At 39.9% G+C, this 24,995-nt stretch carries 27 protein-coding genes, 1 pseudogene and 1 riboswitch; of the genes and pseudogenes, 10 read left to right on the forward strand and 18 right to left on the reverse strand.

Annotated features, from left to right (window positions below; translation table 11 throughout):
• Positions 1-64: 64 nt before the first annotated feature.
• Together RCG22_RS04705 and RCG22_RS04710 are read left to right on the forward strand one after the other, a co-directional pair.
• Entirely contained in the window at positions 65-262 is a 198-nt protein-coding gene (locus tag RCG22_RS04705) for a hypothetical protein (protein WP_066253763.1), read from the forward strand.
• A gap of 123 nt (positions 263-385) precedes the next feature.
• Positions 386-583, forward strand: a complete 198-nt coding sequence (locus tag RCG22_RS04710; protein ID WP_308105940.1) for a hypothetical protein — start codon at positions 386-388, stop codon at positions 581-583.
• Positions 584-610: 27 nt separating this feature from the next.
• Here the strand turns inward: RCG22_RS04710 and RCG22_RS04715 are convergent, their stop codons facing one another.
• Entirely contained in the window at positions 611-979 is a 369-nt protein-coding gene (locus tag RCG22_RS04715) for a hypothetical protein (protein WP_308105941.1), read from the reverse strand.
• A 79-nt stretch (positions 980-1,058) separates the two neighbouring features.
• Positions 1,059-2,420 carry an MATE family efflux transporter gene (locus RCG22_RS04720; RefSeq protein WP_308105942.1) on the reverse strand — a complete coding sequence of 454 codons (1,362 nt, stop codon included), beginning with the start codon at positions 2,418-2,420 and terminating at the stop codon, positions 1,059-1,061.
• Between the two features lie 221 nt (positions 2,421-2,641).
• On the opposite strand from RCG22_RS04720, the gene RCG22_RS04725 reads away from it, so the two are divergent.
• The gene (locus tag RCG22_RS04725; protein ID WP_308105943.1) at positions 2,642-2,920 is read left to right on the forward strand and encodes a hypothetical protein; all 279 of its coding nucleotides are present in this window, start codon (positions 2,642-2,644) and stop codon (positions 2,918-2,920) included.
• Positions 2,921-2,952: 32 nt separating this feature from the next.
• Here RCG22_RS04725 and RCG22_RS04730 read toward each other — a convergent pair whose 3' ends face one another.
• The 3 genes from RCG22_RS04730 to RCG22_RS04740 form a co-directional block, all read right to left on the reverse strand.
• The gene (locus RCG22_RS04730; RefSeq protein WP_308105944.1) at positions 2,953-3,783 is read right to left on the reverse strand and encodes a hypothetical protein; all 831 of its coding nucleotides are present in this window, start codon (positions 3,781-3,783) and stop codon (positions 2,953-2,955) included.
• Positions 3,784-3,968: 185 nt separating this feature from the next.
• Positions 3,969-5,243, reverse strand: coding sequence for a group II intron reverse transcriptase/maturase (ltrA, locus tag RCG22_RS04735; protein ID WP_308104873.1), 1,275 nt, complete (start codon positions 5,241-5,243; stop codon positions 3,969-3,971).
• Positions 5,244-5,797: 554 nt separating this feature from the next.
• Positions 5,798-5,998, reverse strand: coding sequence for a cold-shock protein (locus RCG22_RS04740; RefSeq protein ID WP_066253749.1), 201 nt, complete (start codon positions 5,996-5,998; stop codon positions 5,798-5,800).
• Positions 5,999-6,389: 391 nt separating this feature from the next.
• On the opposite strand from RCG22_RS04740, the gene RCG22_RS04745 reads away from it, so the two are divergent.
• On the forward strand, positions 6,390-7,610 hold the full coding sequence (locus RCG22_RS04745) for an MFS transporter (RefSeq protein ID WP_308105945.1): 1,221 nt from the start codon (positions 6,390-6,392) through the stop codon (positions 7,608-7,610).
• 70 nt (positions 7,611-7,680) lie between these two features.
• Here RCG22_RS04745 and RCG22_RS04750 read toward each other — a convergent pair whose 3' ends face one another.
• Positions 7,681-8,106, reverse strand: a complete 426-nt coding sequence (locus RCG22_RS04750; protein ID WP_308105946.1) for a MarR family winged helix-turn-helix transcriptional regulator — start codon at positions 8,104-8,106, stop codon at positions 7,681-7,683.
• A gap of 145 nt (positions 8,107-8,251) precedes the next feature.
• Between RCG22_RS04750 and RCG22_RS04755 the strand changes: the two genes are divergently transcribed.
• Both RCG22_RS04755 and RCG22_RS04760 read left to right on the forward strand, forming a co-directional pair.
• A complete protein-coding gene (locus tag RCG22_RS04755) occupies positions 8,252-9,703 on the forward strand; it encodes an MFS transporter (RefSeq protein WP_308105947.1) in 1,452 nt (483 codons plus the stop codon).
• Positions 9,704-9,831: 128 nt separating this feature from the next.
• Positions 9,832-10,560 (forward strand): protein-glutamine gamma-glutamyltransferase, encoded by a 729-nt coding sequence (locus RCG22_RS04760; RefSeq protein ID WP_308105948.1) that lies wholly within the window; start codon positions 9,832-9,834, stop codon positions 10,558-10,560.
• A gap of 126 nt (positions 10,561-10,686) precedes the next feature.
• Here RCG22_RS04760 and RCG22_RS04765 read toward each other — a convergent pair whose 3' ends face one another.
• From RCG22_RS04765 to RCG22_RS04815, 11 genes and pseudogenes are all read right to left on the reverse strand, one after another.
• A complete protein-coding gene (locus RCG22_RS04765) occupies positions 10,687-11,682 on the reverse strand; it encodes an ABC transporter substrate-binding protein (protein ID WP_308105949.1) in 996 nt (331 codons plus the stop codon).
• 18 nt (positions 11,683-11,700) lie between these two features.
• The gene (locus RCG22_RS04770) at positions 11,701-12,474 is read right to left on the reverse strand and encodes an ABC transporter permease (protein WP_308105950.1); all 774 of its coding nucleotides are present in this window, start codon (positions 12,472-12,474) and stop codon (positions 11,701-11,703) included.
• Positions 12,464-13,198 carry an ABC transporter ATP-binding protein gene (locus RCG22_RS04775; RefSeq protein WP_374049463.1) on the reverse strand — a complete coding sequence of 245 codons (735 nt, stop codon included), beginning with the start codon at positions 13,196-13,198 and terminating at the stop codon, positions 12,464-12,466. The genes RCG22_RS04770 and RCG22_RS04775 overlap by 11 nt, the downstream gene beginning before the upstream one ends.
• Positions 13,199-13,205: 7 nt before the next feature.
• The gene (tenA, locus tag RCG22_RS04780; RefSeq protein ID WP_308105952.1) at positions 13,206-13,877 is read right to left on the reverse strand and encodes a thiaminase II; all 672 of its coding nucleotides are present in this window, start codon (positions 13,875-13,877) and stop codon (positions 13,206-13,208) included.
• 4 nt (positions 13,878-13,881) lie between these two features.
• Positions 13,882-15,165: pseudogene (locus tag RCG22_RS04785) on the reverse strand (acetylornithine deacetylase).
• Positions 15,166-15,190: 25 nt separating this feature from the next.
• Positions 15,191-15,703: an energy coupling factor transporter S component ThiW gene (thiW, locus tag RCG22_RS04790; protein ID WP_098261540.1), complete on the reverse strand. Its 513-nt coding sequence runs from the start codon at positions 15,701-15,703 to the stop codon at positions 15,191-15,193.
• Positions 15,700-16,359: a thiamine phosphate synthase gene (thiE, locus tag RCG22_RS04795; protein WP_308105953.1), complete on the reverse strand. Its 660-nt coding sequence runs from the start codon at positions 16,357-16,359 to the stop codon at positions 15,700-15,702. The genes thiW and thiE overlap by 4 nt, the downstream gene beginning before the upstream one ends.
• On the reverse strand, positions 16,356-17,174 hold the full coding sequence (gene thiD, locus RCG22_RS04800; RefSeq protein ID WP_308105954.1) for a bifunctional hydroxymethylpyrimidine kinase/phosphomethylpyrimidine kinase: 819 nt from the start codon (positions 17,172-17,174) through the stop codon (positions 16,356-16,358). The genes thiE and thiD overlap by 4 nt, the downstream gene beginning before the upstream one ends.
• A 15-nt stretch (positions 17,175-17,189) precedes the next feature.
• The gene (gene thiM, locus RCG22_RS04805) at positions 17,190-18,005 is read right to left on the reverse strand and encodes a hydroxyethylthiazole kinase (RefSeq protein ID WP_308105955.1); all 816 of its coding nucleotides are present in this window, start codon (positions 18,003-18,005) and stop codon (positions 17,190-17,192) included.
• Between the two features lie 83 nt (positions 18,006-18,088).
• Positions 18,089-18,197, reverse strand: a riboswitch (TPP riboswitch).
• An 84-nt stretch (positions 18,198-18,281) separates the two neighbouring features.
• The gene (gene dcuS / locus RCG22_RS04810; RefSeq protein ID WP_308105956.1) at positions 18,282-19,895 is read right to left on the reverse strand and encodes a DcuS/MalK family sensor histidine kinase; all 1,614 of its coding nucleotides are present in this window, start codon (positions 19,893-19,895) and stop codon (positions 18,282-18,284) included.
• Positions 19,896-19,925: 30 nt separating this feature from the next.
• Positions 19,926-20,603: a response regulator gene (locus tag RCG22_RS04815; RefSeq protein ID WP_308105957.1), complete on the reverse strand. Its 678-nt coding sequence runs from the start codon at positions 20,601-20,603 to the stop codon at positions 19,926-19,928.
• A gap of 260 nt (positions 20,604-20,863) precedes the next feature.
• Between RCG22_RS04815 and RCG22_RS04820 the strand changes: the two genes are divergently transcribed.
• On the forward strand, positions 20,864-22,129 hold the full coding sequence (locus tag RCG22_RS04820; protein WP_308105958.1) for a dicarboxylate/amino acid:cation symporter: 1,266 nt from the start codon (positions 20,864-20,866) through the stop codon (positions 22,127-22,129).
• A 70-nt stretch (positions 22,130-22,199) separates the two neighbouring features.
• Here the strand turns inward: RCG22_RS04820 and RCG22_RS04825 are convergent, their stop codons facing one another.
• Complete coding sequence (locus RCG22_RS04825; RefSeq protein WP_308105959.1) at positions 22,200-22,439, reverse strand: glutaredoxin family protein; 240 nt, start codon at positions 22,437-22,439, stop codon at positions 22,200-22,202.
• A gap of 243 nt (positions 22,440-22,682) precedes the next feature.
• On the opposite strand from RCG22_RS04825, the gene RCG22_RS04830 reads away from it, so the two are divergent.
• From RCG22_RS04830 to adhP, 3 genes are all read left to right on the forward strand, one after another.
• On the forward strand, positions 22,683-22,826 hold the full coding sequence (locus RCG22_RS04830; RefSeq protein WP_308105960.1) for a hypothetical protein: 144 nt from the start codon (positions 22,683-22,685) through the stop codon (positions 22,824-22,826).
• A gap of 196 nt (positions 22,827-23,022) precedes the next feature.
• Positions 23,023-23,556 carry a hypothetical protein gene (locus tag RCG22_RS04835; RefSeq protein WP_308105961.1) on the forward strand — a complete coding sequence of 178 codons (534 nt, stop codon included), beginning with the start codon at positions 23,023-23,025 and terminating at the stop codon, positions 23,554-23,556.
• A gap of 370 nt (positions 23,557-23,926) precedes the next feature.
• On the forward strand, positions 23,927-24,940 hold the full coding sequence (gene adhP / locus RCG22_RS04840; protein WP_308107093.1) for an alcohol dehydrogenase AdhP: 1,014 nt from the start codon (positions 23,927-23,929) through the stop codon (positions 24,938-24,940).
• Positions 24,941-24,995: the final 55 nt, after the last annotated feature.

The following is a 24,995-nucleotide window of genomic DNA, read 5'->3' on the forward strand; positions in this document are numbered from 1 at the left end:
CTATTTTTATAAGCCTGATATAATCCATATATAAAACAATAATTTATTCTTAAAGGTGGACATTATGGCGAACACTTGTAGATATGTTGTCAACGCACTTGGTAAAGGTGGGGAAACATATTATACGCTTTGTAAAGATAAACAAGAATTACAGAATTGGATTACAACCAATCAAGAGAAATTGATCATGGAAGAATTAAAGGTAACTGATAAGAATCAAACTTTGTTCTCTAAACTATTTAACTTAAAAAAATTATATTAATTTTTCAGATGCCATTCTTAATAGAATGGCGTCATTATTTTTGTAGATTACTAGTCGATGATAATAAGTTGGAATTTTTTGTGAATAAACCTATAATATATTTAATGTAGGGGGTGCTTGTTTGTGGAGGAAATGAAAGAGGATAATAGCCAACCAGGTTCCAATAACAACAAAAATGATATAAGAGTAAATAATCATTTCACTTTAACCATTAACCTTGGAGATCCCTTAAATTTATTTGCACTAATCGGCAGCATATATGTAGTTAAGCGATTGGTAAAAAAACGTAAAGCCAGACGTAAAAAAATGCAATGGCCTTAAACCATAGCATTTTTTTACGTGTACTTTTCAGTCTTCTAATTTTCTTAATTTCTTTCTTAATTCAATCATTACAGCTCTCGGGTTCTCAACTTCAAAAATGACATATTTATATTTTCCGAAATTCTCAAGCTCTATATGGACTAGTGGTACCTTATGTTCAGATGAAATAAAATACCATTCGTTTCCAAACTTGAAACTGCCTTCATAAATATTAAGTGGTGCGATGGCAGTACCAGGCATGCGAAGCATCCACATAGGCGGGTCAAAGTCATCAATATAAACATTTTTAATCGTTTTATAAGGAATTTTTAACTGCCATTTTAGTGCAAAAAGGCTTAAAACCCCTGTTAACTTTAGTACGAATTCTTCCTCTTTAAAGTGCACTTCCCTTCCCATAAAGGGTCACCTCACTTGCAGATTTGAAACATACCATCATTTATATTTTACCACTGGAAGATTCCGGAAGCCAATTATTTTAAAAATTTTCTACACTGACAAATTTTCTCCTTTGAATGTAGATGAGCCTAATGGAAAGGGCGATTCCGGCTGCGAGCAGGCCGATGGTCAAGCCGATCCAATAGCCTCTTGCACCTAAACTAGTGTAATTAGCAAGCAGATAACCTGCTGGAAGACAGATGAGCCAATAAGCGATTAATGACATAATAAAGGCAAGATTGACATCCTTATACCCTCTTAAGGCGGCTTGTGCAGTCGCCTGAATGGCATCACAAATTTGGAAAAATAGTGCAAAGATTAAAAAATTAGCTGTTAAGTTGATAACGGCCGTTTCATTCGAATAAAAACCAGCCACTTGATAGCGAAAGATGACTACCAATAACCCAGTCACAACGGCAATTAGAATAGCCAGATAAACACCTAACCAACTGTATTGTTTGGCATCTTTATAACGCCTTGCCCCTACTTCATATCCGACAAGTACAGTCAGAGCAGTGGAAATACTAATCGGGATCATGTAAAGAAACGAAACAATATTTAAGGCAGATTGATAGGCAGCAATCGTAGTAACATTAAATTTACTTAAAAGAATGGTAACCAATGCAAACATACTCGTTTCAAAGAATGTTGAAAGGCCCATCGGCACACCAATCTTTAATATTTCTTTACATTTATCCCAAGAAAACTCTTTAATATCGGCGAAAACCGGGTACGAAGAGAATGGTTCTTGTGTTCTAACAATGAAGACCGTCATCAGCATAATCGCCAAATACGTAAATGATGTCGCATACCCTGCCCCAGCACCCCCAAGCTTCGGAAAACCTAATTTTCCAAAGATGAGCACATAGTTCAAAAAGAAATTAGCAGGTAATGATAATAACATGATGATCATGATGACCCTTGTTTTTCCAAGGGCATAAATAAAGGATCTTAACACATTAAAAATAAATAAAGGCAGAATTCCATAGCTGAGTCCAACTAGATAATCAAAGGCAGTATCTTGAACACCTGTTGGCAGTTTCATTTTATCCAGGAGCGGGTCTAACAAAAAGCATCCAAAAATGATCACCAATGATGCAATCAGAATGGACAGATAGATTCCATGCTTCACAATTGATGCCACTTCATTGCTCTTCTTTTCACCAAAGCGTTGGGCGGCAATAGGTGAAACAGCTAGAAGTATCCCGCTGATCCCCGTAAATATCGGACTCCAAATCGACGAGCCAATCGCAACTCCGGCTAATGCGGTGGAATTGAACTTCCCTGACATAATCGTATTAAAAAACACCATTGAAAACATCCCTAGCTGAGTAATTAAGATAGGAATTAACAAGATCAATATTTGCTTTGTTTTTTCCTTTAAAGTAAAGGTTTGATTCATAGATTGGTTCTCCTTGATAAATAAAAGTCCGAAACTTCATTATACTCTATATTGGATGAATATTCCTCAATTAAATTGGAGGACATTGAAGTAATTGACTTGTTAAATTCTAATGGACACGATGTGTGATTGTAACCTCTTCTATTCAAGATGTGACTCCAATCACAACTTCAACATTTTCATTATTTTAAAATAAATACAAAGGGACTGGTGATATTGACATGGAAAAACATAGGATTGATTTTGGTGTTTTTGAAAGCTATCACAATCGACAGGTAATTCTGAACTACTATGATGACGAGGATTTTTTATGGAAAAGAGATGGGTTTCACTTTCATTCGATCCAATTATTAAATGACCAGCTTATATTTTCAAAAAAGGATGGCAATACCCTAACCATTTCATTGAAAAATTATGATACCGTTGCTAGAAACAATGATTTTCAAAATTATTTTACATTAGGAAAGGGAGAGGCACGGTTAGAGATCTATCTCCCTTAAAAATATAAAAATAGGACCTCCATGAGAGCGTCCTATTTCTTTACAATTTTTGACGGATTATTGATTTTATATGGCACAGGCACATCTACTAAAAATTCTTCGTCCACATCTTTTCCCTTACCAAGCTTCTTTGCAGCCACTTTTCCATCGAATTCCAGTGAATCCCCTAACACTAGTTCAAACTTTTTGAGTGTCTTGCTGTGACTGCACCAAGCCAGTCCGATTTCAAGTGGATTTTCCGCATGGATGACCTGTACATTTTCTAAGACAACTACTTCATCATTTTCTTCATTAAATGGATTGTAGACAAGCGCAAACTGTTTGACACATGCAGTAAAATGAACTTTATCCATCGGAAGTTCGAGCTTTGGTGCCTTCTCCTTTTTAGGTTTAGGTTCCTTTGCTTTTGGTGGCTTTACTGCTTCCTTTTTGGCAGGTTTTTCGGCAGGTTCAGAGGTAACCTCTGCAATTATTGGGTCATTTCCATCACTTGTCACAAGGTCGGGGCCAGCGGTTTCTTTTTCATCAAAAGTTAACAGGCTTTCCTTTCCAAAGCTCGATTGTTGCATTTCCTTTAAATAGGCCGGGTGGATGCAGGTGAGATTTCCGTCTTGGAATTCAATCACTAACGTATTAATATCCAACGCGCTCCCGTAAGTTTCATATCCTTTAATGGTCACAAGACGCTGATAGTTTCGGTCCTTATACCAGAATTCCTTTTTCGCTTCCCGTGCCGAGGATAAACCCCATTCCTTTAACTTCACCTTATAATGATCAATATCAAGAAAGGTTTCATACTCACCTTTTGGCGGAATATATTTCGTCAACTCTGACTGTTCCAATTGCGGACGCTGAATTATCATCCTAACACTTCCTTCTACTATGTATGTGATTTTATTATATTTCAACTACTGCAAATAAAAAAGGGGGAAGAGCTAATCCTCTCCTCCCTCCATTCTTTATATTGAATCGAGTAGAGGGAAAATAATTAATTATTTTCGCCCCTCTCACACCACCGTACGTACGGTTCCGTATACGGCGGTTCAATTTATATTACAGTGTGTACTTTTAGATAATGTTCTAAAGCGGAGGGAAGTCCCCTCTGCTTTAGTCTTTTGTTCGAAATTGCTCTTTGAACGACTTTCGATAATCCGATGAATCGGTAACCTCTTCGACAGAAAGTTAATCCTTTCGCCTCTTCCTCAGGAATCCCTAATTGAACAAGCGATTTGATTTGTTTCTTCGATACCTTCCATTGCTTCCAGATGATAACTCTAATTCTGGAGCGAAGCTTCTTATCTATCTCAGTCAACGCTTTTTTCATATTTGAGATTCTAAAGTAATTGACCCACCCAAGTATGACTTGTTTCAGTTTTAAAATTCGGAAGTCTAGCGGAACACTCCAGTTTCGCTTTGTTAATTTTCGAAGCTTCCTTTGGAATTTCTGTATTGACATGGGATGGGGTTTTACTTGATACCTCTTGTTTTTTGTATCGTAATAATATCCAAAGCCTAAGAATTTTAACTCTTTTGGGCGAGAGATTTTGCTCTTCTCCACATTGACTATTAATCCTAGTTTTTCTTCTATAAATCTCACGATTGATTTCATCACTCTGTTTGCTGCTGTCTCACTCTTTACAAAGATAAGAGCGTCGTCAGCGTATCTCACGAATCGTAGTCCTCTTTTCTCTAGTTCCTTATCGAGTTCGTTTAACATAATGTTACTCAATAACGGACTAAGGTTTCCTCCTTGCGGAGTCCCGACTGGTGTTTCTTCATATTTCCCTTTCACCATGACTCCACTGACTAAGTATTTTCTGATTAACGAGATGACATTACCATCATCTATTGTGTTGGCAATAATTCGCATGAGTTTATCGTGATGGACTGTATCGAAGAATCTTTCGAGGTCAATGTCTACCACCCAATCGTGCCCATCGTTCAGAAATTCCAAGCTTTTTATAATAGCCATCTCACAGCTTCTTTTTGGTCTAAAGCCGTAACTGAATTCGCTGAATTGCTTTTCAAATATCGGACTGAGAACTTGATGAATGGCTTGTTGAACTACTCTATCCACTACTGTTGGTATTCCCAACTTGCGCATCTTGCCATTTTCTTTTGGGATTTCCACTCTTAAGGCAGCTTGTGGTTGGTATTTTCTTGTTCTGATGCGCTGACGTAGCTCATCCTTATTCTCTCTCAGATATTGCTTTAGTTCTTCGACTGTTACTCCATCGACCCCGCTCGCACCTTTATTTTTATAGACACGCAGGTAGGCTTCGTTCATATTATGATTACTTAGAATCTGTTCTAAAAGTTCCACACTCGTTTCTCCTTCCCTCTCACGTAGTAAGTAATAGCTCCATTTTGGTTAGCCTTTGAGATACGCTCATACTTTCACCATTAATACATTCGGAGTCCGTCACTTACGCATTCGTGGTGTTGAAACACTATAAATTGTTCAGCCCTTCATGAACTAAATTCACTACTATGGCTTCTGCTGACTTCTTGCGGCTAACCTTTTTCGACTGTACTTCCGTACATCCGCAAGACCTCCCAGGGTAAGACAACTATCTTTCCTCTTTTACTCGCCTGATTTACTCTATAAAGTTACGCACATCTTTTGGACTTTGACTTGTATTGGAGTCTCATCCCTTTATAAAGCCTTAGTATCAGATTTCTGTTCGTCGAGCCAAGATTTTATTCCACGCTTCCTTCAGCCCTTACCTCACGGTAAGTACCTTGCGCTTCCTTAGTGGTTGGTCGATGTGTACCCCCACAGTGGACTTTCACCACCTAGGTAGTTGCCATGCCTGGCACACAATTAAAAAAAGGCTCTACGAGAGAGCCTTTTTCTTCACATTTATGTGGTTTAGATTATGCTTTACGAACGTTAGTAGCTTGTGGTCCACGTTGACCTTGCTCAACTTCAAAAGTCACTGCTTGACCTTCGTCTAAAGATTTGAAACCTTCGCCTTGGATAGCAGAGAAGTGTACGAATACGTCGTCTCCAGCTTCGCGCTCGATGAATCCAAAACCTTTTTCTGCATTAAACCATTTTACTTTACCTTGTTCCATTTGTGTTTCCTCCTGCTGTGTGCTTTGCACACATAAAATTACTATCCTTGCTCAGTTCGATCTTTTAGACAAAAAGCAGTATTCCCTTTTTTCATCCTTACCGACTAACAAAAATAATTCTCCCTAACTATAACAGATGGTCCAACATAATGCAAATGTATCTGCGGAATTTATTATATCTATTGTAAAAATACTGGAATTATTCCGTTGTTTTTCAATTCTTAATTAGCATTAATATAACAATCTAGGAGGTGAATTTTTTCTTGTTCAACTTACTTTTTTTCGTTGAACAAGAAAAAAGTTATTTTAAAATATAATTATTTTTTAAAAAAAATGCAGTATTCTTGATGTATAATGACTATAGAATTTTTTATAAAAATGGTGGGTGGACATGCGCACATACAACGAAAAAGTAAGTATCTATCATGGAATGGTGTCGACCATTGCTGTGAACCTTGCTAGTAACTTTTTTCCTATTTTCGCCATATCTATTCTCGGCGCAAGCAACTATCAAGTGGGGCTAATCAGCTCCCTGCCGCCCTTGGTTGCACTTATCATGACCATTCCAGCTGCAATCCTATTGAATCGCTTAGAGCAGCAAAAGAAGACCGTAGCCATGTCTGTTTTATGGGCTCGAATCTTGTTTGCCCTTTTAGCTGGTGTGCTTTTCATTGGCTCAGCTTATCAAGCATGGGCGTTTTTAATCATTGTAGCTGTAATGAATGTTCCGGGAACGATATCAAATATTGGCTGGCAAACACTGATTAGCGGAATGATTAAAGAAGACCGAAGAGGAGCATTTTTCAGTGACAGAAACCGCCTATTAACGATTGTCGGGATGATCACTACGTTGATCATTGGAATCATCATGAAAAACCAAACCGACAATGCCATTGCCTACCAGGTTTTATTTCTGATCGCATTTCTTTTTGGATTATTAGAAGTATTTTTCTTAATGAAGCATAAAGAAACAGTTCAAACGAAAACTACCAAGCAGCAAAAGAATTCGCCCATGGATTGGTCCATTTTTAAGGATAATGGGTACAAATGGTTTCTAATAACTGCCCTCTGCTTTAACTTCTCATGGCAAATGGCCTGGGGATTATTCAATATTTATAATGTAAGATATGCTCATGCTACAATTCTTTGGATCAGTATTTTCTCAGTAGCTAATCAATTAGTACAGATCTTTACCTTCCCATTATGGAAAAAATGGGCCGATCAAAAATCCACCACTTTGGTGCTCGTTTGGGTAGCAGTTGGGATGGCCACTGCCCCGTTCTTGACCGTTTTGTCTACTAATCTAATCTATTTGACATTTGTATCAATGACATCCGGGTTCTTTGTTTCCGGTACGATGCTGCTTTTGTTCAACTTGCTGTTGGAGCAATCTCCACAGGAAAAAAGAACGTATTGCATCACAACTTATAATGTTCTATTATCCTTTGTTGCCTTCATCGCACCGCAAATCGGGATATGGCTGCTCGAAGTAACTGGCATGCAAAAATCGATGGGCATCATATCCATCCTAAGATTCATCAGCGCCATCGTCTTCTTTCTCATGTATGTAAGATTTATGAAAAATAGGAAAACAGCCTTGCAAGAAAGCTAATCATATAGTTTTGGTGTCCGTTTTGGTGTCAGGCACCAACAATGGACATTCGTCCGTGTACAGTGGACATTTATTTTGAAGTTGGTTCAATTGTTAATTTTCGCAGCAAGGTGAAAAGTTGGTCTTTTTCTTCTTTTGTTAATCCACTTGTAAGAAGTTGGTTTGATGTTTCTAAGATGTCTTGGAGGGTTGGATGAAATTCCAGCCCTTTTTGTGTTGGGTAGAGTTGATATGAACGGCGGTCCTCTTTATCAACCCTGCGTTCAATATACCCTGCTTCCTCTAATTGTTTCGCGGCACGCGCAGTGGTAGCTTTATCAAATTTTAATTCTAAAGTCAATTGATCCTGATTGATGCCAGGACGCCTTAATATCTCAATTAAAAAACTATGCTGCCCTCCCCCGCCAATTTGATATACTTTTAATTCTTTTGTTAAGAATTTCTGGTTTTGTCGATTGATTTGAGAAATCAGCTTTCCAAATGGTTTTCGTTCCATCTCGGATCCCCCTTTTAAATGTGTCAACAAAAGAAATATTACCTCAAATTAGTTGCACGCGCAACAATCATAAGATAGACTTTCCGTGACGATATAGTTGCATGCGCAACTATTAATCTACCATTCCTAAAATGAGGTGTTTCCCATGAATCCCCATGCTAAGACCTTTCAAGCCGATGAAATGATTCAAAAAAGACGCTGGTCAATATTAGTTATTCTCAATTTAATTGTCTTTATGTCTACGCTCGACGGGAGTATTGTCAATATTGCACTCCCGGTAATATCAAAAGAAATGCACCTGCCCATCTCCCAAACGCAATGGATTGTCAGCGGTTATCTAATCACCGTTTGCACGTTTATTCTATTGTTTGGTAAATTAGGAGATTTATTTGGGAAAATTAAAATTTTTAAAATAGGGGCCATTATTTTTTTACTAGGTTCCTTATTATGCGGATTTAGTTCCTCTCTCCTAATGCTAGTTCTCTTTCGGATTATCCAGGCGATCGGTGCTTCGATGACGATGGCAAACAGCCAAGGAATTATCACTGAAATTTTTCCACCAAATGAGCGTGGAAAGGCACTAGGTCTAATTGGTACGTTTGTTTCACTTGGGAGTATTGCTGGTCCTAGTCTGGGTGGAATATTAGTCTCTTCCTTAGGCTGGGAATATATATTCTGGGTGAATATCCCAATCGGATTAATCATCATTGCGATTGGCTGGAGAATACTTCCAGTTGATATTACATTTGTGAAGGCAAAGCTTGATCTAATAGGCAGTTTTTTATTTTCCACCTTTATTATTTCCTTGTTTACTGGACTCCTATTAGGGCAGCAAGCGGGTTACGAGGATATTCGTATATTAGTTTCATTTACCATTGCCGTGTTTACCTTTTTCTTGTTTATTAGAGTTGAGAAACAAAAGTCTGACCCCATGCTGCAATTGGCTCTCTTCATGAACCAGTCATTTTCAGTAAGTATACTCTGTGGATTTCTTACCTTTGTGGCAACCTTTTGCTTTAATATCCTTGCACCGTTTTATACGCAAAATATTTTACATTTATCGCCAGTCAATGCCGGATTATTATTAATGTTATTCCCAATAACCATGGCAGTCGCTGCACCACTTAGCGGAGCGCTCTCCGATAAAATTGGGTCGGAACAGCTAACCTTCGCTGGATTACTTGTCATGGTGATTGCCCAAGTTGGCTTTTCCACCTTACATATGGGCAGTTCGATCCTAACGTTTGGATTGTTAGTGGCCCTATTAGGAGTGGGGAATGGACTTTTCCAATCACCTAACAACTCGTTGGTTATGTCTTCTGTCCAGAGATCGCAGCTTGGCATTGCTGGCAGTGTCAATTCACTGGTAAGAAATATTGGAATGGTCGTCGGAATATCAGTAGCAACGACTAGTTTATTTAGCGTTATGAGTTCGAAGGCTGGATACCGGGTCACCGATTTAATACCCAACCGTCCGGATATCTTTATTGAAGGGATGCATTTTGTCTTCATCGGCTCAGCATCGATTTGTTTATTTTCCGCCCTTTTTACCGGCTGGCGCTTACTTAAATCCAAGGCTGCCATTAGTCATTTGTAATCACCTTATCTTTTACTAAAAGAATTTACGAGGATATACCCAGAAATAGCTTGGATTAAAGGAACGAATAGTTTAAAAGTTTCATACTTTTTTAGAAGGAGTGGTTGTGGAAGGAAGCAGGTGCGAAAATGATTAATATAAATCAGCAAACGATTCATCTGGATGACCTTAGTAATTACCTTACAACAAATGAACAGAAAGACATCGTTACGAAAATGGTGAAATCAAAAGAGGTTTTTTATTTTCAGACGTTGAGTGAATTTGAATTCGAGCTGCTGTTCAGAACAAAGACACTTAAGGCTGCACATGATCTTAATAATAGTAAAGTACAGTTTACGACCTTTACGTATGCGTTTTGCAATAGAAAGTATTGGGATCGTCTAGGTAATGGCGGTTTTCTTCTCAAACCAAACGTTAGACCCTCGGGCGCCATTCTTGATATCTTAAAAAATGGATCGCTTTATGCCTTTGACTGTTCCACAGGAATTGCCATTGTCTTATATCTTGCGACCCTGTATTCGATTGGTAGCAGAAGATTTGATCTCCTTTTTGATCGGCTGCTTTTATTGGATTGGCAATTTCATCATCCCCTAAGGCTAACTCAGAAATATGGGGATGACTTCATACCAGGTGATATCGTGCATTTCAATAATCCGGATGTTAACCCGAAAGAAGCGCATTGGCGTGCAGAAAATGTGATTTTTATGAGTGATGACCAATACTATGGACATGGAGTAGGCATCAAAAAGGCAAGCACGATACTTTCCTTCCTAAATAAAAAAAGAAAGCCCAATTCACGAATCCCTGCATATCTCATGAACCTTATCACAAGACCCGTTTATCAAAACTTTTCATAAAAACGAAGACCGCTGCCATTGAAAGAAGGCAGCGGTCTTTTGCATGAAAGTTCAAGAGCAAACCGTCCACCCACAGCGGACAGTTTGCTTGTATTGTCTTTTTGTGGTGCCTGACACCAATATGGTTTAGAAATTAATAAATGCATCCCCAGCTTGGACGGATGGTTTAATGACTTTGTTGTCTTTTAGCCATTGGGCGGTGTTTTTCCATGTTTCAGGGTCTTGGTAGCCGAATGGTTTTTCTTTTGCATCCATCAGCGGGAGGAGGATTTGTAAGCTTTTTGTTTCGACATCCTTCTCTAGTGGTGACGTTTTATCTTCATGGTTCATTAATATCGAGAGACCGTCTTCGGGATGAGACTGAACGTATTTTTGACCCTCTGTAATCGCGGCCATAAACTTTTTAAATACGGCTGGCTTTTCTTTCAATCCTTTTTCACTAGCGACCAATACCAATTCATAATAATCAGGTACGCCAAAGTCTGCAGGATTTAAAGTTCTCATCGGGTGCCCCTCTTTATCAAGCAATAATTTCTCATGGTTAATATAACCGCCGATTAGGGCATCTGTTTTTTTCGTTGCCATCGCGGGGATCAGATCCCAGCCGACATCGACCATTTTAATCTTCTCGGCATTTCCGCCGTCCGCTTTTACCATGGTTTGAACAATCGCTTCATCTAACGGAATCGATGGATAACCAATCGTTTTCCCTGCTAAATCCTTAGGGGATTGAATCGGACCATCGGCTTGCACCATTAATTGATTTAGCGGGTGGCGGACAATCGCACCAAATGATTGCACGGGAATATCTTCACTGCGTGCCACGAGTACCTGTGGTTGATAGCTTAAGGCCATATCCATTTGATTCGCTGCGACAAGTTTGAGCGGATCATTCGTATCTGCAGGCATTTGAATATCTACATCTAAGCCTTGTTGTTTAAAGTATCCCTTTTCCTCAGCTGCAAACAGGAATGAATGGACCGCATTAGGGTACCAATCGAGCATTAAGCTTACTTTCTGAAGTTTCTCGTTCGAACCGCCCTTTTTCTCTGCTGCTTCTTTTCCGCAAGCACTTAATAAAAGTAACAATAGACTGACCATAATCAAAAAACTCTTTTTCATTTTTACGTTCTTCCTCTCTTAGTTGAAGCGATTTCTATTTTTTAATACCTGTTTTTCCAATAAACCAATCAATAAAAATAAAACGATCCCAAGCATGGACAAGAGGAATATCGATGCAAACACGGAGTCCGCCTGTAAGTTACCCGACATTCTTCGACTGAAATACCCTAAGCCTTCACTTGCCCCCAGCCATTCACCAATCGTCGCACCGACGACGCAATAAACAACCGACAATTTTAATCCTGAAAAAATGGCAGGCAACGCCATCGGCAGTTGAATTTTATTAAAAATGTCCCAGCGATTAGCACCCATTGTTAACAGTAATTCACGATATTCAAGACTACCTGTTTTCAGCCCATCATAGGTACTGACGACGATAGGAAAAAATGCAGTTAAAATGGTGACGGCAATTTTGCTCCAAATCGAATACCCGAACCACATGATAAAAATCGGTGAAATGGCAATGAGCGGCACTGTTTGAGAGATGACAAGAAACGGATAAAGAACTTTTTCTAATGAACGGGAAAAATGCATTCCTACTCCCATGATTAGACCGCCGATTACAGACAGTCCGAACCCAATCAGAACTTCCTTTAAAGTTGCGGGTAAATGCTCCTCAAACAACAGTTGTCGATTTTCAAGCAATGCTCCCCAAATAGCTGATGGAGCAGGCAAAATAAATGATGGGATCATTCCCTGCCAGACTACCCACTCCCATCCACTGACGAGAAGGAGGACAACTAATAAAAACAAACCGTACTGGTCTGTCCATTTTTTCAACCTAGCTTTCATTTTGAATCAGCCACTCCAGTTCTTTTCTCATCGTAATAAACTCAGATTGATAGATTAGCTGTGAACTTCTAGGCCGTGGCAGGGTGACCTTCATTTCTTTCATTCCTTTATCGTGGAGCACATAAACTCTGTCGCTTAACAAAATGGCCTCCTCCAGGTCATGGGTAATGAACAATACCGTCTTTTGTAATTCCCCCCACAGCCCTAGTAACCATTGATGCATGTTTCGTTTTGTCAGCGAATCAAGTGCGCCAAACGGCTCATCTAATAATAGAAGTTCTTTTCCCATCATCAGGGTCCTTAAAAAGGCGACACGTTGCTTCATTCCTCCCGAAAGCTCTTTGGGATAGGTATTTTCATAGTCTGCTAATCCAAAACGTGCTAACCACTCTTTTATTTCAGGTAATTTCGCTTGCTTACGCTCCTTAGTAACTTCAAGAGGTAATAATACATTTTCTAATACCGTTCGCCACGGTAACAGCAAATCTTTTTGCGGCATATAGCCAACACTTCCTAATCGCTTTCCAGTCCGTTGACCATCAATCAGGATGTCCCCCTGATCTGGTTCGAGTAAGCCGGTTATCAATTTGAAAAGCGTACTTTTCCCAGATCCGCTCGCACCGATAACAGAAACAAATTCTCCGCGCAGTACATCGAAGGTAAGTCCTTGGAAGATTGGCTTTTCCTCCTCAAAAGAATAGGAGAGTTCTTGAATTGATAACATCATCGAGTTAGACAGGCCACTCGCCTCCCTGGTAAACCATATCCCAAAACATATATTCAAACCGAGATGTTGTCAGGAAATGCTCTTCCAAGATGGCTAACTCCCGCTCCGGTTTTCCATCGGTCAAGTTATCGAGCAAATCAATCAGCCAGGCAGTTAATGAACCAAACTCATTAGATGAGTACATTTTCACCCATTCACCGTAGAGTAGATGTCCGCTAGCATCAGGATAGTTGGCTGCTAGCATCATGCTAATCTCCCGGTAGCTCCACATGCACGGCAAGAGAGCAGAGACTAATTCCGCAAGCGACCCATTCTGTGCGACATTCAACATATACCGTGTGTAAGCTAAATTGATCGGCATTGGTTTTGTATCTTCCAGCTGTTGATCTGTAATCCCAAATCTCGCAGCGTACTGTCGGTGAAGGTCCATTTCTCCATGTAATGTCTCATCCAGAAGCTTAGCAAAAGCTGCCATCGTCTCAATGTCTCTTGCTTTAATTGCCCCTGCCGCAAACAACTTGGAGTAGTCAATTAAAAACACATAGTCCTGTTTCATATAGCGGATAAATGATTCGACGGGCAGCTCCCCTGTTCCTATCCCGACAACAAAGGGATGTTGATGGGTTTTCTCCCAAATATCACTTACTTTTTCAAAAAGTCTCTGGGTAAATCTCATATCACTACTGCTCCTTTCTCGTGTTGCACCACTCAGCGATAAATACAGCTAACACTTTTGTGAAATCTAATAATTGGCGAATCTCCACTTTCTCATTCACAGCATGAGCGTCTTCCAATTTTCCAGGTCCAAAAATGGCTGTTGGAATACCCGCCCGTCCCAACCAGCCTGCATCAGTAACGGTGGTAGACATCCCCACAGTTGGACGGTACGTTAACAATTTTTCAAACGAGTTAGCTAATGCCTTTGTGCCGGGATTATTCACATCAATTTCCAATGATGGAAAAATTTCACCACGGTCGACAATCATGGATTTTCCGCCCCAAACAAATTGTGGTGGATTCTCACGAAGCCATGGATCTGCTGCTGCAACCGCACCAATATGTTGTTCAATTTCATTAATTACCTCTTCGTAGTCTTCATCTGGGTAAAAGTGAACCGTTACCCAAAGGGCACAACGATCAGCGACAAAGGCAGCATGCCGTCCACCTTCAATGACGGCAGGATTTATGGTATTTGTGCCGGCAGGAAAGCCTTCATAGTTTTTCGTAATAGCTCAGTGTCGTTCTAATTCTTGAAGCCCGGAAATAATTTTCATCATTTTCTCAATGGCACTGGCCCCTTTAACACCACCGCCGGCATGAATCATCTTCCGCCGCATTGCATCATGATGGGTTTCCTTGCTTTGAATGGTTATCCATCCGGTAATGACGCCGCCTTGTCCTTGGATATGTAAATCACTCGTATCGACCACTACCGCATAGTCGGCTGTATACCCTCTCTCCACGCATGCTAGGGTTCCAGCCTCCCCAACCTCTTCGCCAATAACCGATTGAAATTGGAGATCGCCTTGGAGCGAAATTCCCATTTCTTTTAAAAGTTTAATCGCGATAAGTGATGCTGCAATACCACCCTTCATATCGGCCACACCACGTCCATAAATATGACCTTCTTTGCAATATGCTGAAAATGGAGACTCCTCCCAATCAGAGTGATCACCCACTTCTGCGACATCGACATGACCATTTACAATTAAACTATTAAAACCTGCAGGAGATTCTCCCGGTAATACACCGACGACATTAGCATCGCCCGGGTAAACGTCCCACTTATCGGTGTTAAATCCCAAGTCTTCTAAATAATCCTTTATAAAATTCTGCACTTCATTTGTATTCCGAGCAGGAGGACTAACCGTTGGGAATGCAATAAGTGCTGTCACCAATTCAATTAATTCCGCTTCTCGCCCTTCTACTTCTTGCGAGATTTTAGCTAGCAGATCTCCATTCATGTGTACACACCCTTATGACCAAAGATTACTTCCTGATTGTTGTGTCATTTTCATTCACAATTAATACTTTTTTCCTTAAAAAAACAGTTAGGATAATAAATCCAAGCAGCGCTCCTGCAAACGAACTAAAAATAAATAAAGGAATAAATCCAAACACAGTCGCTTTTTGGCCAAGAATAAGTGTTGCGATTGGATAGGAAAGGAGTGCGCCTAGGATTCCTGTCCCAATCACCTCACCGATAAAAGCAAGATATAGTTTTCGCGTTTTCCAGAATAAGAGCGAGGCAAGCAATGCTCCGACCATACTGCCGGGAAAGGCAAAAAGTGAACCCGTTCCCATTAAATTTCTGAGTAATGAAACACCAAAGGCCTGGGCAACCGCATAATAAGGACCTAACAAAACCGCTGATAAAACATTCATAAAATGCTGAATCGGAAAGACCTTTGTAAAGCCGATGGGAATATAGAAAAGATTGCTCGAAATGGTTCCAATGGCGATCATCATCGCGGTCAACGTCAGTTTATGGGTTTTTGTCACGATTCCACCACGCCTTTAAGAATGACACTCTTTCTTAATGCCCGCGCTGCTTCCTGCGGTGAGTCTGCCAGGCTGATGGCTGTTATCACTGAAACCCCATCAGCTCCCGCCTCAATAACCGAACCTGCATTTTCAATCGTGATACCACCGATTCCAACAATCGGTGTCTCGCAGCCCTCTTTACGTAGTTTTTCAATCAACGTCGTTCCTCGAGAGGGCTTGGCATCCGCCTTTGTTTTGGTCGGAAAAACAGGTCCAATCCCAAAATAATCCGCTCCATCTTGGATTGCTGTCAGGGCTTCTTCTGTAGAATGGACGGAAACCCCAAGGATTTTATCCGCGCCGATTTTCGTTCGAACTGTTTTTACTGTTTCATCCTCTTGCCCGATATGAACACCGTCCGCATCTATCGCAACAGCTAGCTCAATGTCATCATTCACAATGAAGGGGATTTGATGTTCTCGACAAATGGTCTGTAGCATTTGAGCCAGTGCATATTTTTCAGAACCAGTGAATGCCCCTTCCCCTTTTTCGCGGAATTGAAAAAGGGTAATTCCACCTGAAATCGCCTCATTTAGCACAGCGGCTGGATTTTTCACACAGTTGGTACTTCCCATAATAAAATAAACACGTAATGCCTCTCGCAAATCAATCATGATCTGTTTAACTCCTTTGCGATGTTTCTTTTTCGATAGGCCCAATGGTTAGTTGGCCCATGTCCCTGACCAATCTCTAGTTGATCCTCAATTGCCGCCTGAATAAAATCCTTGGCTTTCAAAACGGCTTCATAAACAGTTGCCCCTTTTGCCAGCTCAGCAGTGACCACAGCGGAAAATGTACATCCGGTTCCATGTGTGTTCTTTGTCTCGATTCGCTGACTTGTAAAGGTGAAAAATTCCTTCCCATCAAATAATACATCGGTGGACTCGGACTCGTTCTCATCGTGACCGCCTTTGATTACAACATTTTTGACACCTAAGTCATATAATCTTTTGGCAGCTTCCCGTTTATCTGCGGTGCTTTGAATCACCATGCCCGTTAGCACTTCCGCCTCAGGAATGTTCGGTGTGATTACTTTGGAACGTGGTAACAAGTATTTTTTCAAAGCCGAAATGGCTTCCATTTGCAGCAAAGAAGCGCCACCTTTGGCAATCATGACTGGATCAACCACCACATTCTCCCATCCATAAAACGTCAGTTGATTAGCGACAGCCTCTATAATTTCCGCATTGAACAGCATCCCTGTTTTTATTGCATCTGCACCAATATCCTCGCCAATCGCTTCAATCTGCTTTCTTACTGCCTCTGCAGACATTGGATAAACCGCATGAACTCCTAGTGTATTTTGGGCCGTTACAGCCGTCAACGCTGACATCCCGAACACCTCTAATTCCTGAAACGTCTTTAAGTCGGCTTGAATTCCGGCACCGCCGCCGCTATCTGAACCTGCGATTGTTAATGCCTTTTTCATTAAAATTACCCCCTTTTATTGATTCACCTTTGTAAATAAAGCATGTGAAATTATATCTTCCGAAGAAACTAAAGCTAATTGATTTAAAAATTCAATTTGGAAACTTCCCGGTCCCATTTCAGCTGTCTGTGCTGCCGCGTTTTCAGCAGCAATCTCATAGAACGTTAATGCAGACACCGTAGCTTGAATCAGATCCTTTTCCACCCCTGCAAATGCCCCAATCACTGAGGTTAATAGACACCCCATTCCCGTCACTTTTGTCATAATCGGATGTCCATTGCGAACAAGATAGGTTGTTTCACCGTCCGAGACGACATCCTCTTTACCAGTGATGACGACAACACATTTCCATGTTTGGGCCGCTTTGATCGCGAGGGTAACAGTATCCCCGTTTGCTGTCGTACCTGCATCGACGCCCTTAATTTCCCATTTCTCCCCGATAACATTAGCTATCTCCGCTGCGTTGCCCCGAATCACAGAGACTTTTACTTCGCTCATTATTCTTTGAGCGGTTTCGGTTCGGTAGGACGTGGCTCCGGCACCAACTGGATCAAAGATGACTGGTACAGCAGTTTCATTGGCCGCTTTTCCGGCAATAATCATCGATTCTACTGTTTGTGGATTTAAGGTACCAATATTCAAAACTAGTGAACTCGCAATCTTAGCCATGTCAGCAACTTCTTCGGCAGCATACGCCATAACTGGTGAGGCACCTAGGGCGAGAAGCCCATTTGCGGTGAAATTTGTGACGACCACATTGGTGATATTATGTACAAGCGGGTTAACCTTTCTTACTTTTTCCAATGCTTCATATAAGCTGTTTTTTTCCATTCCAATCTCCCCTTTTCTTTTTTAAAAAATAAAAAAACCAGATCCATAAACGGACCTGGTTAGTTAGTCAGAGAAAAAACAAAACATTCACTTGGCTACTTTCCTACGCTGGTATTACCCAGATCAGGTCCGAAGGGTTAAAAACTAATCGTTTTCTCTCAGCCTGATTACAGGGCACCCCTAGTAGATCTTGTATTTAATTAATTACATGATATTCCTATGATACTAGAATGTAAAGGAAAAAGATTCAACGAACTATCAGTTTACATAACATTATTATTTTTTAAACTTATACGGAAATGTAACAATAAATGTTGTCCCTTTTTCTTTTTGGGAGTGAATTTCCAACTGTCCCTTTAATTTCTCCAAGCTTCTCTGCACTAAATATAAACCAATTCCTCGATTTTCACCCTTAGTAGAATACCCCTTAACACATATGCAATTAATTATATCCTTATCAATTCCCAGTCCTGTATCATGGACCTCCAACGCCAGGACTTCATCGTAATAGTCAAACCTTAAGGTAACTTTTTTCAGTGGTCGGTCCGCGACTGCATCCAGGGCATTATCGATTAAATTCCCAAGAATCGTGACCACTTCATGCGTGGCTTCTTGCTGCTGCGGTTCCGGTACATTTCCTTCCCCATCAATCAACAATTCACAGCCATTTTCCCTGGCATTGCTGAGCTTCCCTAAGATAAAACCAGCTAACACGGGATCTTTAAATCGACTGACGACAAATTCTACCTCTGATTGTTGGTGGTCGACAATTTTTGTTATGTAGGAAGAAACCCTTTGGTAATCCTTCATGTGGATTAATCCTGAAACCACATGAAGCTTATTCATAAATTCATGTGACTGGGTTCGCAGTGCCTCTGCGTATAACTTTACACCGGTTAATTGTTCAGCCAATTCCTTGATCTCTGTTTTTTCCCTGAATGTTGAAATCGCTCCGACAATTTTCCCCTTCACAATCACTGGGACTCGATTGGTTAAAATAGTAATATGATTTATTTCCTGTTCTTGATCTAACTGTGGTTCACCTGTTTTTAACACAGTAGAGAGTTTGGTATTCGGCATATATTCATCCACTTTTCTTCCTAAAAAAGTCCCCTGAATACCAGCTTTGTGAAGCAGTCTGATCCCCTCATTATTTAAAAGTGTCGTTTTCCCATCTTGGTCAACGGCCAAAATTCCTTCCTTCGTTGATTGCAGCATTGCACTTCGTTCTTCAAGCAATTTGGCTATTTCACTCGGTTCAAGTCCAAACAGAATCGCTTTAATTTTTCTTGCGAGAAACAATGCCCCAAGAATACCGACAAGAATTCCAACGCCAACTCCAATTAAAATAATTTTCCGGCTCTGGGCGATGGCCTGATTTACTTTTTCTAAAGAAATTCCTACTGCAACGGCCCCTATTTGGTGATTCTCATGGTCATAAACAGGAACAAACGAGCGTAAAGACAATCCCAATGTTCCTCTAGCAGTTGAAATATGCTCTTTTCCTTTTAAGACCGGACCTTCATCTCCGCCGATAAAATGCAAACCTATTAGGTTGCTGTTTGGATGTGATTTTCTAAACCCATACATGTCCATGACGACGATAAATTCAACATGTGTTGACCTTTTTATATCGTTCGCATAGGATTGGATATTATTTTCGGTCTTTTTATTGGAAAGTCCCTCAATGACAATCGGTGACCTTGCTACGATCCTTGCAATATCCGTTGCTTTCTCTGCTTGGCTTTTCTCCGTTTCTTTTGAAATACGGTTGGTGATCAATATTTCGGTTACTATCAAGGCCATCACGACCACGATACAAACCAGCAGGGTAATCGTTGATTGCAGCCGAAGTTTTGGTTTTCCTAGCCTTAGTTTCCACCACAACATGAGCCCCCCTCTCTCAAGCAGTCAATTAAATTAAACTCCGTAACGATTGATCGGTCTTCCCACGCCGCCGTAATGGATATGTATTTTCACTTTTCCTTCTTTTTCTAAGTAATCAAGGTATCTTCGAGCGGTTACCCGTGCCATGCCAATGCTTTCCGCTACTTCTTCTGCAGATACAGGCTCGTTTTCCCGTGAAATAAAGGTGGTGATTTTTGTTAAGGTATTCATGTTTAATCCCTTGGGTAGGTTCTCTCTTTCACATTCTTCTTTTCTATCAATAAATAAAAGCTGATCCAGTTCCGCTTGTAAAAGTGCTTTCTTTTCTCCTAGTTTTACACGATAGTTTTTATAGTTATCTAGTGATTTTTTTATTCGATCAAATGTAAATGGTTTCATTATGTAGTCAACTGCCCCTTGTTGAAGGACTCCATGGATGGTTTCAATATCGCTGGCAGCCGTTATTGCGATCACATCAATCGAATAAGCCTCCGAACGCAGCTCTCTAAGCATTTCCACTCCACCCATATATGGCATATAAAGATCAATAATCGCAAGGTCAGGCTTAAGCTCTTTGACTAATCGCAGTCCCTCCATCCCATTGGAGGCGATTCCGATAATCGAGAACCCTTCAATCCTGTCAATAAATTGACGGTGCACCTCCCTAACCATCGGATCATCTTCTATCAATATTACTTTTAACGGAAACATCCCCTGCTCCCCCTTACAGTAAAAGAAATTAATTTCCAGTTTATATTATTATCATGGCCTATTTTATTAAAATAGTAAATTCTTAGATGACAATTTTATTAGATTTTTATGAAAATTAATAAAAATATACTTTCTATAACAAAAGGAACAATAAGACCAATATGACCAAAAACTTAATATTATCTGAATTTTCATTTATTATGTGCTTGGGCGGGAAGAAAGCGTTAACAATTTTTAATAAACAAAGGGGTGTATGAGGAATGAAAATTAATTTCAAAAATTTGACGGTCCAAGTATTACTGGGGATAGTACTTGGGATTGTCATCGGATTTCTTTTCCCGAAATTCGGTACAGAATTAAAGGTTTTAGCGGATATTTTTATCAAGTTAATTAAGATGGTCATTGCTCCGATCGTATTCTTTACAATTGTCATTGGTATTGGAAACATGGGGGATTTGAAGAAAGTTGGGCGTATTGGCGGGAAAGCGCTTCTGTATTTTGAAATTGTAACGACGTTTGCTTTAGCGATTGGTTTACTACTAGTTAATATCATTAAGCCGGGTTCAGGCTTTAATACAGATTCCGTAAAAGGCGGAGATATTTCACAATTTACCACACAGGCAAAAGAAAGCAGTCATGGCGTCATCGAATTTATTTTAGGAATTATTCCCGATAATTTTGTCGGCGCAATGGCGAAGGGCGAGCTGCTCCCAATTTTATTCTTTGCCGTACTTTTCGGGATTGCACTTGCTTCCTTAGGGCAAAAAGGGAAACCAGTCGTTGCCTTGTTTGAACAATTTACGGAGATATTTTTTAAGATTGTTAATATGGTAATGAAATTCTCACCTATTGCTGCATCTGGCGCAATGGCCTATACGATTGGAAATTTTGGTCTTGGCTCGTTAGTTTCCCTGGGGAAATTGATGGGTAGTGTTTATGCTACGATGTTTCTTTTCATCGTCTTTGTGTTAGGGACCATCGCGAAACTTTATGGCTTCAATATTCTAAAATTTATCGCTTATATTAAGGAAGAAATTCTCCTGGTGTTAGGTACCTCATCCTCGGAATCGGCACTGCCAAGAATGATGGAAAGATTGGAAAAATACGGTTGTTCGAAATCCGTTGTCGGGCTTGTTGTTCCAACAGGTTATTCCTTTAACTTGGATGGGACGGCTATTTACCTTTCAATGGCTGCACTCTTTATTGCTCAAGCTTACAATGTCGATATTACCATTTGGCATCAAATCACCTTGTTAGGTATTCTAATGCTGACATCTAAAGGTGCGGCCGGTGTAACAGGTTCAGGTTTTATTACACTTGCTGCTACTTTGTCTGCGTTCCCGGTGATTCCAGTGGAAGGGATTGCCTTATTACTAGGTGTCGATCGTTTTATGTCTGAAGCCCGTGCGATTACTAACTTGATCGGTAATGGGGTGGCTACTGTGGTTGTTTCCAAAATGGAAAATGAGTTCCATCCTAATTCCGAACTCCAAAGTGCCAAAACAGATAAATCGATTAGTGCGTAGAAATTACAGAAAAATGGCTTGGGGGATTTTCCTCCAAGCCACTTTTTTTTGTGGAATTGATAGTTGAATCTTAATTTTTCGCTAGGTCTATTAGTTCCTTTAGTTCATTTGTGAATCCTTTGACTGCACGATTTTCAACGACTGTCACTGGAACTCCAAGAAAGCCGAATTTCTCCACTTCCTTCTGATATTCCGGATTCGCCATCACGTCCCTTGATTCAAAAACTATTCCCTCTTCGGTTAGGACTTTTTTGACCATCGTGCACTCGATACAGTCGTTTGTTGTATAGACGATTACTTGTTTGTTCATTATTTAATTTCCCCTTTATATATTTATAGAAATCAATTTTGTATTAAATATCGATAATTGTCTAATCATGCGCTTTCCCGAGGAATAATTTAGGTTTATTTCCCAATCATCCTTAAAATTTGGACAGCCCTTTTTCAATTATACAAGACATTCGTTTATGCTTGTCCATCAGTTTTACATACTATGATTTATGTAAGGGGCCCCTTATTGAATTGAAATTCATATCTAGAAAGGGGGAAACAAATGAATATTGCTAATTTCATTACTACACTAGGCAAGGTGCTCGTGATTATTTTATTATTGCTTGCATTGCTTGTAGCTAGCTTATTCGGCCTCGATACAACTCCGATTAATAATGCCATCATTGCTATTTTACAAGACCCTTAGTCGGTTTAGCATATGAATGGAGATTATTATTCAAGGAATTCCTAATTGATGGAGCCATGAAATCTAGAAGATTATTAATTAATGATATAATCTTCTAGGTTTTTTCTTAAAATTAGCTGATTTTGATTTTTAAGGCATTAGTTATTTAGAATTTACGGTACTTAGTACTATCCTTAATTAAAAAGGTGGATTAAATATGTCTAAAAATAAGAAAGAAAAAAGTGTCAAGAATTCGGACAACATCGAAGCTCAGGATAATACCCTCGAAAACACAAATAATTTAAATGCAATTCCACTTGATTTAAATTCTTTAATGAACAATTTTGATTTGAAATCTTTAACGGGAATGGATAAAACACAAATGAATAGTGAAAATTCCTTGGATATAAATTCTTTAATGAACAATATTGACATGAATGCATTAATGAAAAACGTTGATATGGGCGCTTTAATGAACACGGCAACCAATCTTTTAAAAGATGATTCTTTAAAGAATTCTGCGAAGGACCTTGGTAATAGTACACAAGTTCCTATCCTAAATCTCCTCAACGGTGCTGATAAAAAAGAAAATGGATCGTTGACTTCAATAGCTGAAAAACTGGAAAAATTATCTAATGAATTTTCGGAGTTAAAAAAAGAACTATTAGAACTTAAAGAACAAAATCAAAATCTTACGATATTAATCAATAGATTATTGGAAAAAAGTGATTCAAAAAAGAAAAGTAAATGATTTGCAGAAACTTTTTCATATTAATAACTAAAAAACCTTGAAACTCAAGGTTTTTTTAATGAGCTTATGGTAATCCATCCCCTAGCACGAACCTGAAAAGCGGCTTTCTGTGGTGCCTGACACCAAGAGTTACCATATAACGAAAAATTGTTTCAATTTGCCGTTAAAGTGGCTGGCTCGTGCCAACTTTCCGGCAAATTGATTGTGTATTTTGATTATTTTCACTAATGAAAGCGCTTTAATAGTTGGCACGATATTTGCATTTAATATATGTGAATACGATTTACAAGGGAGATGGGAAGTAATGTGTACGAATGAAAATCAAAGTGGTGTTGTTCTTATGAATGACACCAAGCCAGAAACAAAGATGATGAAGGCAGCCGTTGTTAACGAGCATCATCAAAAGCTTGAAATTAAAGAAGTACCTGTTCCGGAATTAGAGTATGGCGAAATATTAGTTAAAATTAAAGCATGTGGCGTTTGTCATACCGATCTTCACGCTGTCAATGGAGATTGGCCGGTTAAACCAAAGCTTCCTCTAATTCCAGGGCATGAAGGTGTTGGTATCGTCGAAAAAGTGGCAGAAGGGGTATCTTCCATTAAAGTAGGCGATCGTGTCGGTATTCCGTGGCTGTATTCAGCCTGTGGTGAATGCGAATATTGCTTAACAGGGCGTGAGACGCTGTGCTTGGCACAAGAGAATGCGGGCTACTCCGTCGATGGCGGTTATGCTGAATATTGTAAAGCACCGGCCAACTACGTGGTGAAAATTCCTGATGGTCTAGATTTCCATGAAATCTCTCCAATTTTTTGTGCAGGTGTAACTACTTATAAAGCATTAAAAGTTTCCAATGCGAAGCCGGGTGATTGGGTTGCTATTTATGGAATTGGCGGTCTTGGACACGTGGCCCTTCAATATGCTAAGGCAATGGGCTTCAATGTAATTGCGGTAGATATTCAAGATGATAAGCTCGAACTTGCCACCGAATTAGGAGCGGATAAAACGATTAATGGATTACGGGTTGACCCTGCGGAGGAAATTAAGAGTCTAGTTGGCGGCGTTCAAGCTGCCATTAGTGTGGCTGTAACCAAGAAAGCCTTCGAACAAGCCTATGGATCTGTAAAAAGAGGCGGTACATTAGTAGTCGTCGGTCTTCCAAATGCTGACCTGCCAATCCCAATCTTTGATACAGTATTAAATGGTGTAACGGTAAAAGGCTCGATTGTGGGTACAAGAAAAGATTTGCAAGAAGCGATTGAATTCGCAGCACAAGGTAAGGTAAGAACCAATATCGAGGTTCAGCCGCTTGAAAAAATAAACGAAGTTTTCGAACGGATGGAAACCGGTCAAATTAACGGCCGAGTCGTCTTAACATTGGAATAGCACCTATAAGGGAATAAATAAGAAAAGGCCCGCGACGAACAGGTTTTCATCGCAG

The sequence above is a fragment of the Neobacillus nitrireducens genome (assembly GCF_030915405.1).
GTDB lineage: Bacteria > Bacillota > Bacilli > Bacillales > Cytobacillaceae > Neobacillus.